Annotated in this window: 15 protein-coding genes; 5 read left to right on the top strand and 10 right to left on the bottom strand. The window is 33.6% G+C overall.

Annotation, left to right across the window (positions count from 1 at the left end):
* Positions 1–26 precede the first annotated feature (26 nt).
* A complete protein-coding gene (locus HT586_RS06185; RefSeq protein ID WP_203545407.1) occupies positions 27–1,061 on the bottom strand; it encodes a DUF2332 family protein in 1,035 nt (344 codons plus the stop codon).
* A gap of 410 nt (positions 1,062–1,471) precedes the next feature.
* Here HT586_RS06185 and HT586_RS06180 point away from each other — a divergent pair, with 410 nt between their 5' ends.
* The 4 genes from HT586_RS06180 (at position 1,472) to HT586_RS06170 (ending at position 3,729) form a co-directional block, all read left to right on the top strand.
* Positions 1,472–1,696 (top strand): hypothetical protein, encoded by a 225-nt coding sequence (locus tag HT586_RS06180; protein WP_203545406.1) that lies wholly within the window; start codon positions 1,472–1,474, stop codon positions 1,694–1,696.
* 26 nt (positions 1,697–1,722) lie between these two features.
* Positions 1,723–1,977, top strand: a complete 255-nt coding sequence (locus HT586_RS12605; RefSeq protein ID WP_407943969.1) for a hypothetical protein — start codon at positions 1,723–1,725, stop codon at positions 1,975–1,977.
* Positions 1,978–2,063: 86 nt separating this feature from the next.
* Complete coding sequence (locus HT586_RS12600; RefSeq protein WP_407943968.1) at positions 2,064–2,345, top strand: hypothetical protein; 282 nt, start codon at positions 2,064–2,066, stop codon at positions 2,343–2,345.
* Between the two features lie 298 nt (positions 2,346–2,643).
* Positions 2,644–3,729 carry a hypothetical protein gene (locus tag HT586_RS06170; RefSeq protein WP_203545405.1) on the top strand — a complete coding sequence of 362 codons (1,086 nt, stop codon included), beginning with the start codon at positions 2,644–2,646 and terminating at the stop codon, positions 3,727–3,729.
* A gap of 411 nt (positions 3,730–4,140) precedes the next feature.
* Here the strand turns inward: HT586_RS06170 and glnA are convergent, their stop codons facing one another.
* The 4 genes from glnA to hflX all read right to left on the bottom strand — a co-directional run bounded on the left by glnA (position 4,141) and on the right by hflX (position 8,505).
* The gene (gene glnA, locus HT586_RS06165; protein WP_203545404.1) at positions 4,141–5,478 is read right to left on the bottom strand and encodes a type I glutamate--ammonia ligase; all 1,338 of its coding nucleotides are present in this window, start codon (positions 5,476–5,478) and stop codon (positions 4,141–4,143) included.
* 17 nt (positions 5,479–5,495) lie between these two features.
* Positions 5,496–5,831 (bottom strand): MerR family transcriptional regulator, encoded by a 336-nt coding sequence (locus HT586_RS06160; RefSeq protein WP_203546550.1) that lies wholly within the window; start codon positions 5,829–5,831, stop codon positions 5,496–5,498.
* A gap of 117 nt (positions 5,832–5,948) precedes the next feature.
* Entirely contained in the window at positions 5,949–7,208 is a 1,260-nt protein-coding gene (locus HT586_RS06155) for a methionine gamma-lyase family protein (protein WP_203545403.1), read from the bottom strand.
* Positions 7,189–8,505, bottom strand: coding sequence for a GTPase HflX (hflX, locus tag HT586_RS06150; RefSeq protein ID WP_096076632.1), 1,317 nt, complete (start codon positions 8,503–8,505; stop codon positions 7,189–7,191). Before hflX ends, HT586_RS06155 begins: the two co-directional genes overlap by 20 nt.
* Before the next feature lie 66 nt (positions 8,506–8,571).
* Here hflX and HT586_RS06145 point away from each other — a divergent pair, with 66 nt between their 5' ends.
* The gene (locus tag HT586_RS06145; RefSeq protein ID WP_096076633.1) at positions 8,572–9,045 is read left to right on the top strand and encodes a glutathione peroxidase; all 474 of its coding nucleotides are present in this window, start codon (positions 8,572–8,574) and stop codon (positions 9,043–9,045) included.
* 99 nt (positions 9,046–9,144) lie between these two features.
* Here HT586_RS06145 and hfq read toward each other — a convergent pair whose 3' ends face one another.
* The 5 genes from hfq to glpK form a co-directional block, all read right to left on the bottom strand.
* Positions 9,145–9,342, bottom strand: a complete 198-nt coding sequence (gene hfq / locus HT586_RS06140) for an RNA chaperone Hfq (protein WP_096076634.1) — start codon at positions 9,340–9,342, stop codon at positions 9,145–9,147.
* A complete protein-coding gene (gene miaA / locus HT586_RS06135) occupies positions 9,326–10,264 on the bottom strand; it encodes a tRNA (adenosine(37)-N6)-dimethylallyltransferase MiaA (RefSeq protein ID WP_133354095.1) in 939 nt (312 codons plus the stop codon). The genes hfq and miaA overlap by 17 nt, the downstream gene beginning before the upstream one ends.
* Positions 10,257–11,156 (bottom strand): alpha/beta fold hydrolase, encoded by a 900-nt coding sequence (locus tag HT586_RS06130; RefSeq protein ID WP_096076636.1) that lies wholly within the window; start codon positions 11,154–11,156, stop codon positions 10,257–10,259. The genes miaA and HT586_RS06130 overlap by 8 nt, the downstream gene beginning before the upstream one ends.
* Positions 11,157–11,286: 130 nt before the next feature.
* Positions 11,287–12,960, bottom strand: a complete 1,674-nt coding sequence (locus tag HT586_RS06125) for a glycerol-3-phosphate dehydrogenase/oxidase (protein WP_203545402.1) — start codon at positions 12,958–12,960, stop codon at positions 11,287–11,289.
* A gap of 20 nt (positions 12,961–12,980) precedes the next feature.
* The gene (glpK, locus tag HT586_RS06120) at positions 12,981–14,474 is read right to left on the bottom strand and encodes a glycerol kinase GlpK (protein ID WP_096076638.1); all 1,494 of its coding nucleotides are present in this window, start codon (positions 14,472–14,474) and stop codon (positions 12,981–12,983) included.
* Positions 14,475–14,483: the final 9 nt, after the last annotated feature.

Genomic DNA, 14,483 nt, shown 5'->3' with positions numbered 1-14,483 from the left:
CAAAAATGCGCTGTTTTTTACTCAATCTAGAATATCACTTTTTGATTATGTAACCAATCAATTGTCAATTCATTTAAATCAAAATGTGCTAGTTTTTGACGTTGTAATTTACCCTCAACAAATGAATCCAAATAGATATCATTATTAAAAATTTGATGATGAACATGATAAATTTCGTGTGTTTGTGAAAATTCACTTATTATCTCCAATAATTGTTGCTTCTTATCATCTGACCAATTCTTTGTCAAATGAATATGAAATAAAATAACAGCTTCATCGTCCGGTAATGTAGCAAGTACATCTGGTAAAAGCGTAAGTTCATCGCCTTCTAATATTTCTATAGGATGTTCCAGAAATACTTTACGTGCTTTCATAAAATGTTTACGTCGCTTTGTCTCTTCTGGATAATAGAGACTCATCAGCCAGAAATACTCATCATCCAGCGTTAAATCAATCTTATTTTTTGTGATACCCACCTTTTTTTGTGGATGTGCAAGATTTGAAATATCAAACCCTTCGTCATAACCATTTAATTTTACTTTAATATTAAAATCTTTCGTATTACCAATTTCTATTTTTTTATTAAAGGTATAGCCATACCAATCATAATTTAACAATAATCCACCCTTTGAACCGAGTTCTACAACATTAAATTGTTCCTTTCCACTTAACTTAATAATATGTTGAAAAACTGGAACTAACACAGAAGAACGTTCCACAATATTCTTCTTTAAGTTAAAATGTTCAATGTCACTTAAAATATCAGAGAAATGAGATTCCTGAAAAGTTAGAAAGGCTTTTATCATCTCTTTTGAAGGTTTCTTCGGATTATTAGTGAAGTTTAAATAATACTCTCGCAGCTGATCTTCATAAATATATAAATGTTTTAACACAGAAGATAAGTATAAAGAAATAAAGTGCGCATTAAAAAAATGAGGCTTTATCTTTAACATTAAATTATCTTCTTCTGCGATTTGCTTTGTAATAAAGCTATATAGAGGACTGTCTTCTTTAACAGCTTCTGAATATGCAATAAATTGCTTTTTAATTTTTTCTGGCATCTTGCTGCCTCCATTTATTTATTTATAAACTATTAATTCTATATTTTTCATAATAAATATAAATAATAATTAGCCACATTCAACATATTCTATATTAATCTATGGATAGTTTCAATATGTATATTCTTTATAATTATTTTTAATAATATTATTTTTTTATAATCATCATACTATTTAAGTGTAAATTTTATGTAAATAAGACACTTAAAGTGTAAAACGACATTTACATTTGATATATTGACATTGTAAACAATAATTATTCTTTTAATGAGTTTATTTATGGAAAATAATAATAACAATTCGACGAACAAAGCAAACGATAATATCAATAATCCCAAAAGACTATTTAATCAATTAGTATATTGGGATTACTTCTCTGGGGTTTCTTAATCTTTCAAGCAGTTTCTGGTATGTTAAATAACATAGAAATACAGAACAAATTAGCAGATATTTTTGATGTATCACTAGATCAATTACACGGACGTTCTCCTTATCAAGAAGATGAAACTGAAACTCTAATGTTTAATCACTTAGATGGCTTTGGCGATTTAAGTCAAGATGAACAAAAAAGAATAGTTCAACAGTTAGAAGAACAAGCAGAATTTTTAATCGCGAAAGTGAAGAAAAATAAATAAAAATAAAATTAGCAAGGAAGACTATTATGGAGAAATTTACATCGAGTTTAGAAGTTTTATCGGCACGAGTAGAAAAACTAAAAGATAACGTTAATACCGAGGAAGCTACAAAAACTGCATTAATATTACCTTTCTTTCAAGCGTTAGGATATGATGTTTTTAATCCACTTGAATTCATTGTCGATGTCGGTATAAAAAAAGGCGAGAAAGTAGATTACGAAATAATAGACAGCGAACTTCCCGTTATATTAATCGAATGTAAATCAGTTAATGATAATTAACCAACCACGATTCTCAACTTTTTAAATTTACTAAAGAAAATTTCGATATTGAAAATATATCAAGCTCTGCTTATGAATTGAAATATGTGAATCTCATAAGAAATTATTTAAACGAGCAATTAGAAAATCCAAATGATGAGTTTGTTAAACATATACTAAATCATGTATATGATGGGGTTAAAACTAAAGCTGTGATAGATCGTTTTAATCCCACAGTAAAACATACATTCAATCTAATGATGAAAGATAAGGTTACTGACAAGCTTAATGCAGCATTAAATAATACAGGTGCTAGCCCTAAAATTAATATAACTGAAGATGCAGAAAACAATGAAGTGAAAGAAGAAAAAACAAAAAAATTTACCTGAGATTACAACTATTCCTGAAGAATTAGAGACATATGCAATTATTAAAGTTAGTCTTAATGACGTTTTACCAGCTGATAGAGTGTACTACAGAGATAATCAAAGTTATTTTAATATTTTAATAGATGACAATAACAGAAAATGGATTGTTCGCGCTTATTTAGGTAAAAACAATAATAAAATAGTATTAAATAATGATGAAAAAACTGTAATCAACATTGAAAAACCTTTCGATTTATTGAATCATCGAGAAATAATTATTTCGTGTGTAGAGAAATATAAGTAGATTAGGAGATATGTTATGAAAAAACTATTAATAAGCGCATTATCATTCAGTGTTTTACTTGTTGGATGTGGTCAAGAAAAACAAGATAATAAAGAGGTAAATAAAATAGATAAAAACGAAGAAAAAGTAAAATATATTAGTGATGAAAAATTGAAAAAAGACGTCCAAAATTTCATTGATGGAGTAACGATGAATTTTGAAAGTTTTAAAACTGTTGAAGGTGGCGGCATGAGTGATGACATTCCAGGAAATATGGAGGCATCTGCAAATCAGATGTTAAGCAATAAACAAGAAATTGAAAATTATATAAAAGAAAATAATCTTAAACCAAAAGATAAAATAAATCTTCAATATATTTCAGAAGGTATTGGAATACTTTCAGATATGATTAATAATATGACTGACGATATGACAAAAGTTATTGCTGGAGATATGAGTGAAGAAGACTTCCAGAAGGAAACAGATGATTTTACTAAAAAAGAAAATGTCATTAAAGCTGGAGATAATTTCGAAAAAGCAATTAAATATTATGAAAACAAAGGGATTAATAGTAATGATTTAAAGGAAATCTTTGATGATAATTCTCAAGAGGAAACATCTAATAACGATACTACTTCAGATGATCCAGATGGAGATGGCTATTCATCTGATTTAGTCGATACTTTCAAAGTTAATAAATCTGGCGAGGTTGGCCCAGCTACTTTCACAATTACAAAAGTTGAAACAGCTACTGAACCTGTAACAGAAGATAATTCTTATGACTTTGAAGGATATAAAGTTGGCGATGAAGCTCAAATGATTATTGTATATATGAAATTAAAAAATAATACCGATGAAAACGCTGATTATTATCCAGCTCAAGATGAAATTGTAACTGATACAGGAGAACAAGTTGCACCTGCTTTATTTGATTTAGATATAGGTCTTGTAACTGAAATGAAAGGTGCAGTTGAATCGGAAGGTAGAGTTGTTTATCTTTTGAAAAATAGTAATGTAAAAGAGATTAAAAATATTACATTTATAGCTGGAGCGTACATAGACCCAGAAACTATGGATGAAATAACACCAGAACAAAAAATTGAAATACCTTTAGAAAAATAATCTTAACTAGCTGACCACTATTACCCTATTGGGCGGCTATTTTTACAATTCAAAACAGAACACTACTATGATTTACTGCTCAGAAAAAGTATTGGGTAAAGGTAACCGCTTATCCGTTCATAAATTAAGAAATACTCGTGCTACCCTTTTATTATAATCTGGTGTAAATATAAAAGTAGCCCAAAAGAGATTAGGACATCAATCTATGGAAATGACTGAAAAAGTTTATGCGCATGTCACTACAGAATTACAGGATGAATCAGTAGAAATATTCGAAGCACACATGAAAAATGTGTTCTAAAAATGATTTTGAGATATTTCTGAGACAAATCGTTATATCCATTAATAATTTGTCTCAGTTTTTCTCATAATAAAAAACCGTCAACCTAGATAGGTCAACGATTTGAACTATTAATAATGCTTTAAGTATTGCTCGATTTCCCACTCAGAAACTTGTAGACGATACATGTCCCACTCAATGCCTTTCGATCTTACGAATTGGCGGTAAATATGCTCACCTAATGCATCTTTCATTAAGCCATCTTCACGCATTGCTTTAATCGCAGTATATAAAGTTGATGGTAAATCTTCGATACCAACAGATTCACGTTCTTCACGGTTCATTTCGTAAATATTTTGATCTACTGGTGCTGGTGCTTCTAATTTATTCTTAATACCATCTAATCCAGCTTGTAAAATTACTGCTAACGCCATGTATGGGTTTGCTGCTGGATCTACTGAACGTACTTCAACACGTGTAGATAAACCACGAGATGATGGGATTCGAATTAATGGAGAACGGTTTTGTCCACTCCATGCAACATATACAGGTGCTTCATAACCAGGTACTAAACGTTTGTATGAGTTAACTAATGGGTTACATACCGCAGTAAATCCTCTCGCATGTTTCATAATACCAGCGATGAAGTGACGCGCATCATCTGATAACTGCATATCTCCACTTTCATCAAAGAACGCATTTTCTTTTGGTCCTTTGAATAATGACACGTTAAAGTGCATTCCTGATCCACTTAAACCGAATAATGGTTTCGGCATAAATGTCGCATGTAAATTATGTTTACGAGCAATTGTCTTAACTACCAATTTGAATGTTTGAATGTTATCACAAGCTGTAATCGCATCTGCATATTTAAAGTCAATTTCATGTTGTCCAGGTGCTACTTCATGGTGAGATGCTTCGATATCAAAGCCCATATCTTCTAATTCAAGCACGATATCACGACGGCAGTTTTCACCTAAGTCGGTTGGTGCTAAATCGAAATAACCACCTTGGTCATTTAATTCTAATGTTGGTTCACCTTTTTCATCTAATTTGAAAAGGAAGAACTCAGGCTCTGGCCCTAAGTTGAAATCTGAAAATCCTAACTCTTTCATTTCTTGTAATACGCGTTTTAAGTTAGAACGTGGGTCTCCGGCAAATGGTGTGCCGTCTGGTTTATGAATATCACAGATTAAACGCGCTACTTTACCTTTATCAGATGTCCAAGGGAAAATTACCCAAGTATCTAAGTCAGGATATAATTTCATATCAGATTCTTCAATACGTACGAAACCTTCAATAGATGATCCATCAAACATCATTTCATTATCTAATGCTTTGTCTAACTGACTGATTGGAATCTCAACGTTCTTGATTGCTCCTAAAATATCAGTGAATTGTAATCTTAAATAACGTACGTTTTGTTCCTCTGCAAATCTTTTAATATCTTCCTTAGTGTATTTAGCCATAATAGCCTCCAATAAATTTATTTGAAAAATCTTGATAAATCTCCACGGTTAATAGGTATTTCTGTCTTACTGTTAAGTTCACTAACATCATAATATAAAGATTCTTTCACTTCAAACGATGTATTATTCGCACTTTCTTTCTCATATAATAATGTTTTGATACGTTTCATATTAAATCCTTTTTCAAGTAACAATTTAATATCAAGTAAAATATCAAGATCATTCATTGAAAATAAGCGTTGATTACCTTCAGTGCGTTCAGGTTTTATCAACTGCTGTTCTTCATAGTAACGAATTTGTCTCGCCGTTAGCTCTGTTAATTTCATTACTACACCTATAGGAAATACCGGCATGTTTCTTCTTACTTTATCACTTGCCAATTTTGCACCTCCGCTAAGAACTATTTATAAATTAACATACTTTTTTTCAAAAAACAAATCCATGTAAGGAAACCTTACATGGATTTGTTTTTATAAAGTTAAAACCTGTTTTTCAACTAAATTTTCAATCGCTTTAATTATGGCTAGTTTCACATGTTCATATGTTAATCCACCTTGAATATAAGCTTCATAAGGGGCACGAATAGGACCGTCTGCAGTCAATTCAATCGATGCACCTTGAATGAACGTTCCCGCCGCCATGATTACATCATCTGTGTATCCCGGCATATACGCTGGCATCGGTAAGAATTGCGAATTAATTGGTGAAGCATTTTGTATCGCTTGACAGAATAATATCATCTTCTCTTTATCATTAAAAGTAACCGATTGTATCAAATCAGAACGGTAGTCATCAAAACGTGGTGTAGTTTCCATACCTAATTGTGATAGTATTGCACTTGTAAACACCGCACCTTTTAAAGCCTGACTGACAACGTGCGGACTTAAGAAAAATCCCTGATACATTTCAAGCAGACTAAATAATGTTGCACCAGCTTCTTTTCCGATGCCAGGCGCTGTTAATCGATAACCGATACGTTCTATTAAATCTTTTCTACCGGATATATAACCCCCTATCTTACATATGCCACCACCGGGATTTTTGATCAAACTGCCTGCAATTAGATCTGCACCTACTTCAATCGGCTCTCTATCTTCAACAAACTCACCATAACAATTATCAACAAATATAATCACATTTGGATATTGTGCCTTAATCGCTTGAATAGCAGATTCAATTTGTACAATGGTAAGCGATGGTCTTGAGCTATAACCTTTTGAACGTTGTATTGCAATCATCTTCGTATTGTCACTTACAGCATCAAGTACTGAAGAAATATTTATCTGATTACCTTTCAATTCAATATGTTGATATTTCACACCTTGTTCTATTAATGAACCTATACCGTTTCCTTCTACACCGATTACTTCAAGCAGGGTATCGTATGGCTTTCCGGTAATATAGATCAGTTCATCTCCATGCATTAAATTCGCTTGCAGTGCAAGTGTAATTGCATGAGTTCCAGAGATAACTTGTGGTCTAACAATTGTGTCTTCAGCTTTAAATACATGACTATACACCGCTTCAAGATTATCTCGTCCCATGTCGTCATAACCATATCCGTTTGAGCCTACTAAATCTCCTTCAGAAATTTTCAAGGCACTGAAAGCATCCAACACTTTTTTCTGATTAAACAGTGCTCTTTGTTCAATCAGTTTCAATTGTTCAGCTATTTTTATATCTGTTTGTTCAATTAAATGCTGTAAAGCATCATATTTTGTTATCTTCATTATTATCCTCTGTTTCTGTGTATATTGTTTCAACTGCTTTGTGATTCATCAATTGTTCAGTAACACCGTTTTCAGGATTTTCATATCCTTTAATTTCGTATAGGTTACTCATTTCATTAAATTTAATATTTTCTACGAGCGTCGTTTCCTTCAAGGTAGAAATAGTCTGACCATCATAATCCAGCATCTTAATATGATATGACTGCATTTCGGTTTTAATTAAATTGACCAGTGCTGCTTTAAAGCGTGATACATCTTCAAGGTCGTTAACTGACACAACAAGTTGATGAGGACCCGTTGTTTCAACAGACGATTCAAGTAAATCTTTTTTATTATATAAAGTAAGCATCGGAATATTTTTCATATCGAGGTCTGCAAGAATATATTCAACCGTTTTAATATGATTCATATAATCTGGATGACTGCGATCGACCACATGGACAATCACATCTGCATACTTTGCTTCTTCAAGTGTCGAACTAAATGCTTCTACAAGATGCGTCGGTAGCTGCTGAATAAATCCAACTGTATCACTTAATAAAATATTAAAGCCATCATTGACTTTCATAATTTTACTTTTCGGATCAAGTGTGGCAAATAATTTATCTTCCATAAATGTGTCACTTTCAGTCAATTTATTAAACCAAGTTGATTTCCCGGCATTTGTATAACCAACGAGCGCCACCTGGAACATCTGTTTTTTCTGCCGATTTTCTCGATATCTTTTACGGTGATCCTTTATTACTTCAAGCTGTGTTTTAATATCATGAATTTTATTACGAATATGTCGTCTATTCATTTCAAGCTTTGTTTCACCAGGTCCACGTGTACCAATACCCCCACCTAGACGTGATAATGATTGACCATGACCACTTAAACGTGGTAATAAATATTCCAACTGAGCAAGTTCTACTTGTAGTTTACCTTCTCTGCTTTTTGCGCGTTGCGCAAATATATCTAAAATAACCTGCGTTCTATCAATGATCTTACAGTCCAGCATTTCATTAAGACGCTTTGATTGAGAATTTGTTAATTCATCATTAACAACAACAACATCAAATTCCAAATCACCGCGTTCTTTTAATTCGATAATTTCTTCTATCTTTCCTTTTCCCAGATAAAATGAATGATCAGTACGATCTTTATTTTGTATTACAGTATCGACTACTTCGAGCCCTGCTGTTTCACATAATGATCTCATCTCTGAAACACTCGCCTGAAAGTCAAAATCTGTTTCTATTTTTAAGTGAACTGCTATAATAAGAGCACGTTCTATATTTATATGTGTATCGTTCAAAATATCACCTCTTACAATAGTTTGCGGTAAAACATTAAAATAAACAAGTAGAAAGGAAGAAACAACATGTCAATTTATGATATTAATGTTACAAATACAAAACATGAAACATACCCTTTATCACAGTATAAAGGTAAAACGATGCTAGTTGTCAATACTGCCAGTGAATGCGGTTTTACTAAACAATTCGATGGACTGGAGAAAATTTATCAACAATATAAGGATCAGGATTTTATCGTTTTAGGTTTTCCGTGCAATCAATTTGGTAACCAGGAACCAGGTGATGGTGCTGAGGCTGAACAAAACTGTCGATTAAATTTCGGCGTAACCTTCCCTATGCATGATAAAATAGAGGTAAATGGTGACAATGCACATCCTTTATTTAAATATTTAAAACAAGAAACAAAAGGATTACTTGGTGACGGTATCAAATGGAATTTCACAAAATTTCTTGTGGATAAAGAAGGAAATGTTGTTAACCGATACGCACCAACAAAGACACCTGAATCATTAACTGAGGATATCGAAAAGATTCTTTAAGATATCACTTATTTAGTGTAATGATGAATGATAAAGATTAACAGCAAAAAAAGAACAAATCCATCACTGGATTTGTTCTATTGTTTTGTTTGCATCACATTATTCTACAAAAGTACTAATTGCATGTTTATAAATAAGGTTTTCTTTTTCTCCGACATTAAGTAAAATAACGTATTTGTCAAAGTCTAATACGATACCTTTCATTTGAAAGCCATTCGTTAAGAAAACAGTCAGTTCTGTTCCGCTTGTCTTGTACTTCTCTAAAAATGCATCCTGCAGATTACCTGAATTTGTCATAATAATTCCCCTCTATATTTGTCATTATTTGATCACCCATTGCTTTTATGGATAAATCGCTACTGTCAAACCATTCAATCGACATCTGGTTGTTAAACCATGTCAATTGACGCTTTGCGAAATTCCTAGAATTTTGCTGCAAACTTTCTACCGCTTGATTCAATGAAACTTCTCCATCTATATAAGGAATTATCTCTTTATACCCTATTGCAGTCATGCTTTGTTTATCTCTATAGCCACTGTCTATTAAGTTACCTACTTCTTGTACCAATCCCTGGTCAATCATAAGTAATACACGATGGTTGATTCGATTATATAATGTAGAACGCGGCATATTAAGTCCTATAATAACTGTATCATATTTTTCATTGATTGTCTGACTTTTTTTTTGCGTCGTAATTGATTTTTTGTGCATCTCAAAATAAATAATTGCTCTGATTATTCGTTGCTTATTATTTGGATGTATAACAGATGCCGCTTCAGCATCTAATTCAGTCAATATTTGATAGAGTTCGTCCTGTTCCAGTTGATTATATTTTTCCTGTAATTGCATCTTTTCACTCTGATTTTCTTCAACAAATTCATATTGATACAATAAACTCTGAATATAAAGTCCAGTACCACCAACAACCATCGGGGTTCTTCCACGTGCATATATATCTTCAATTATTGCTTCCGCATGTATTTTAAACTGTGCGGCTGAATATGGTTCATCAGGCTCTAAAATATCAATTAAATGATGTGGAATTCCATCCTTTTCTTCTTCAGTAATCTTAGCGCTGCCGATATCCATGCCCCGATAAACTTGTATAGCATCACCGCTAATGATTTCTCCGTCAACACGTTTTGCAATTTCTATACTTAATGCTGTTTTGCCGACTGCAGTTGGCCCTACAATTACGATTAAAGGTATCTTATTCATTTCGGTTTAACCACTTTCCAATATTATTTAATACTTCTTGTTGATTTTTTTCAAACAATACTTCATGTCTTGCATTTTCATAGAGCTGAACATATACATGATGAATGCCACACTTATTAAATAACTTCCCTGTTTTATCTACACCTTTTCCGAAATTTGAGAAAGGGTCATCCTGGCCAGCTACCAGAAGAATCTTAAGATTTTTATTCATGCGTTTAACATTCTTCTTACTGCTTGTAAACTTTAATGATTCATTAATTGAATTTAAAGCACCTATCGACATATTAAATCCTGCATCAGGATCTGAGACGAAAGCATCGACATTATCCTCATTCAAACTGATCCAGTCACTCTCTGTTCGTAATGGTCTGAACTTACGATTAAAATCGTTCAGAGTCAATTTATTGACGAAATCTAGCTTTTTATTAGCAGGATGCAACTTTAATAGTGGTTTAAGCAATAGCGCAGCTGCCTCAAATTTCTTATTATAGAAACTAGTACCTGACAATATAAGTCTATCGAATAAACCCGGATAATTAATAACATATTTTCTAGCGACGATACTTCCCATAGAATGTCCGAACAAAATAAATTCTCCTTTAAAATCAAATGTTTCAAAAATTTCATTTGCATCTTCAATTAATGTATCGATTGATGGAAAATGACCTTTTTCAGAAGGACTGATATGCTTTCCATGTCCTCTGTGATCATGAATCAAAACATCGTAACCCATACTACAAAAATATTGACAAACTGCATCATAACGATCCATGTGCTCAGCCATGCCATGAAGCATCTGAATGACACCCTTACTTTTTTCTGGTCTATATAATTTAAATGCAATACGTGTGTTATCCTTTAACGTAATAAACTTATTCGTAATTTCCATCATTCTTCACCTCATCTATATTATAACGAAAGTATTTATTTTCGTCATAATCTTATCCTCAAATTAAATATAGTAAAACCATCCAAATAAAATTATTTGGATGGTTTTATTCACAATGGTTATTCGTCTTTATTTATTCTACAGAAACTTGAACTGAAGGAGATTTTGCTTCATGAATCTTTTGTTCAAGCTCACGTGTGTAATCTTCTCGTTGTCCGTTGTCATAATTGAGCAAATTAGCCATCGTATCTATAACCGCTTCCTTACGCTGTTCAACTTTATGAATATCAAAATAGAGGTCACCTGTTCTACGTGTCAAGAAGTCAGTTGGTTTAACGACCATTTCTTCCTGTATTGAATACACAAGTTGTGCGTAATAAACTAATGGCAATCCGTTCACTTCAGCAGTATGTTTGGTATGTGCAATGTTAAATAATTTCTCTACATTTGAACCATACTTTTTAATCAGGAATCTTTGTTCCTCTTCCGGAAGATAACTGTAGAGTTCAGGTTTCAGTGACTTTTCAATAAAGTGCTCGAAATTAGCACTGCCTCCTACATCTCCGCCAGAAATTGTTGTATGCTTAGTGTTGCTTTCTTTAAAGTTAAGCTTATATTCTTCTTTTAAACGTTTTGCAACTAAATCAACGATTTCCTGAGCCATATGACGATATCCTGTTAATTTACCACCGGCAATCGTCAGAAGGCCAGATTTACCTTCCCAAATTTCATCCTTACGTGAAATTTCAGATGGATCTTTCCCTTTTTCTAAGATTAGAGGACGAATACCTGCCCAAGTTGATTCAATATCCTCGTCTGTAACTTTTACAGTCGGGAACATATAGTTGATTGCATCAATGATATAATCTCGATCTTCCTGTGTTACTTTCGGACTTGTTTTATCATTATTGTAGAATGTATCTGTAGTTCCGACATACGTTTTGCCATCACGAGGAATCGCAAAGATCATACGTTTATCACTTTCAGTATCAAAGTATACTGCCTGTTTTAAAGGAAAAACACTTTCATCAAAGACAAGATGAATCCCTTTAGTCAGACGGAGTTGCTTATTATTTTTCGAATAATCTTTTCCACGCACTTCATCAACCCATGGTCCAGATGCATTAACAACTTTACGACCTTTAATTTTAAACTTTGTATTTGAGATAGTATCTATAGCTTCAATACCATTTACTTTCTTTTTCTTATCATAAGTAAAGCCTGTTGCTTTCGTATAGTTTAATATATCTGCACCAAATTCTGCCGCACGTTTCATCACTTCAATCGTCATACGCGCATCATCTGTTTTGTATTCAACATAATAGCCCCCACCCTTAAGGCCATTTTCTTTCACTAGGGGCTCTTTTGCTAATGTTTCTTGCACGGATAGCATCGTTCTTCTTTCCGATTTCTTTACACCTGCTAAGAAGTCATAAACTTTTAATGCAAGAGACGTTGTTGCTGGTCCAAACGTACCCCCTTTATGCATCGGTAAGAGCATCCATTCTGGTGTCGTTACATGAGGTCCATTTTCATAAACAATCGCTCTTTCTTTCCCAGTCTCACTTACAACGCCAATTTGCAGCTGTTTTAAGTAACGTAATCCACCATGAACAAGCTTTGTTGAACGTGAAGAAGTTCCGCTTGCAAAGTCCTGCATTTCAACGAGTGCGACCTTCATACCGCGCTGTGCTGCATCAAATGCGATACCTGCACCGGTGATACCACCACCAACCACTACGATATCATAATATTCTTCCTTCATTTTGTTCAATGTTTGATTTCTATTCAGACTTGAAAGTTGCATTATTATTCCTCCATAAAAACTTATTTTTTAAATACTTGTGTAGCTTTAACCGCTGTCTGCCATCCTTTATATAAATCATCTCTCTTTGTTTCATCCATTTTTGGATCGAACTGCTTTTCAAGGTTCCAGCGATCACGAATTTCATCTTTTGATTTCCAGTAACCTACTGCAAGTCCAGCCAGGTATGCTGCACCTAAGGCTGTTGTCTCGTTAATTTCCGGTCGCTCTACCGGTACATCTAAAATATCAGACTGGAACTGCATCAAGAAATCATTCTTGACAGCGCCACCATCAACTCTTAATGTTTTAACTTCAATTTTCGAATCTTTTTCCATCGCATCAAGAACATCACGGGTTTGATATGCAAGTGACTCAAGAGTCGCACGAATAAAATGTTCTTTTTGTGTACCACGCGTTAAACCAAAAACTGCACCACGTGCTTCAGAATCCCAGTAAGGAGTACCTAGTCCAACAAATGCAGGAACGACATACACACCATCAGCATCTGTAACATTTGCAGCGTACTCTTCACTTTGAGGAGCACTTTGAATCATACGCATACCATCACGCAACCATTGAATTGCACTTCCCGCAACAAAGATGGATCCTTCAAGCGCATAATTGACTTTGCCATCAATACCATAAGCTAAAGTCGTTAATAAGCCATTTTCACTCTTAACTGCTTTTTCGCCTGTGTTCATTAACATAAAGCAACCTGTACCATATGTGTTCTTAGCTTCTCCTGACTCAAAGCATGCTTGTCCAAATAGCGCTGCCTGCTGGTCTCCAGCAATACCTGCAATCGGAATCTGATGACCAAAGAAATGATGATTTGCTGTTTTACCGTATACTTCACTTGACGGGCGTACTTCAGGTAACATTGAAGTAGGTACAGTTAAATATTCAAGCAGCTGTTCATCCCATTTTAATTCATGAATGTTATACATCAATGTACGACTTGCATTTGAGTAATCCGTCACGTGTACTTTACAGCCTGATAGCTTCCATACGAGCCATGAATCAATCGTACCGAATAATAGATCACCATTCTCAGCTTTTTCTCTAGCTCCTTCAACATTATCAAGAATCCATTTGACTTTCGTACCAGAAAAATAAGGGTCGAGTAAAAGACCGGTCTTCTCTCTAAATTCATCTTCCAATCCTTTATCTTTAAGATCATTACAGATTTCCTGCGTTTGACGAGACTGCCATACGATTGCATTATAGATTGGACGCTCTGTATTCTTATCCCATACGACTGCTGTTTCACGTTGATTTGTGATACCAATACCCGCAATCTGATCAGGTCTAATATTCGATTCTGTAAGAACAGACGCAAAACATGACAATACAGTCGACCAGATTTCATTGGCATCATGTTCTACCCAACCTGCTTTTGGAAAATGCTGCGTAAATTCTCTTTGAGATACCCCTTTAATCTCCCCTTCTTTATTAAAAACGATTACACGTGTACTTGTTGTCCCTTGATCAATTGATAAAATGTATTTTTCCATAATCATCAC

It is taken from the genome of Macrococcoides bohemicum (assembly GCF_016865215.1).
In the GTDB taxonomy this organism is placed as follows: domain Bacteria; phylum Bacillota; class Bacilli; order Staphylococcales; family Staphylococcaceae; genus Macrococcoides; species Macrococcoides bohemicum.
The sequence above is the reverse complement of the archived record's forward strand: the minus strand, read 5'-3'. Positions and strand labels throughout refer to the sequence as shown.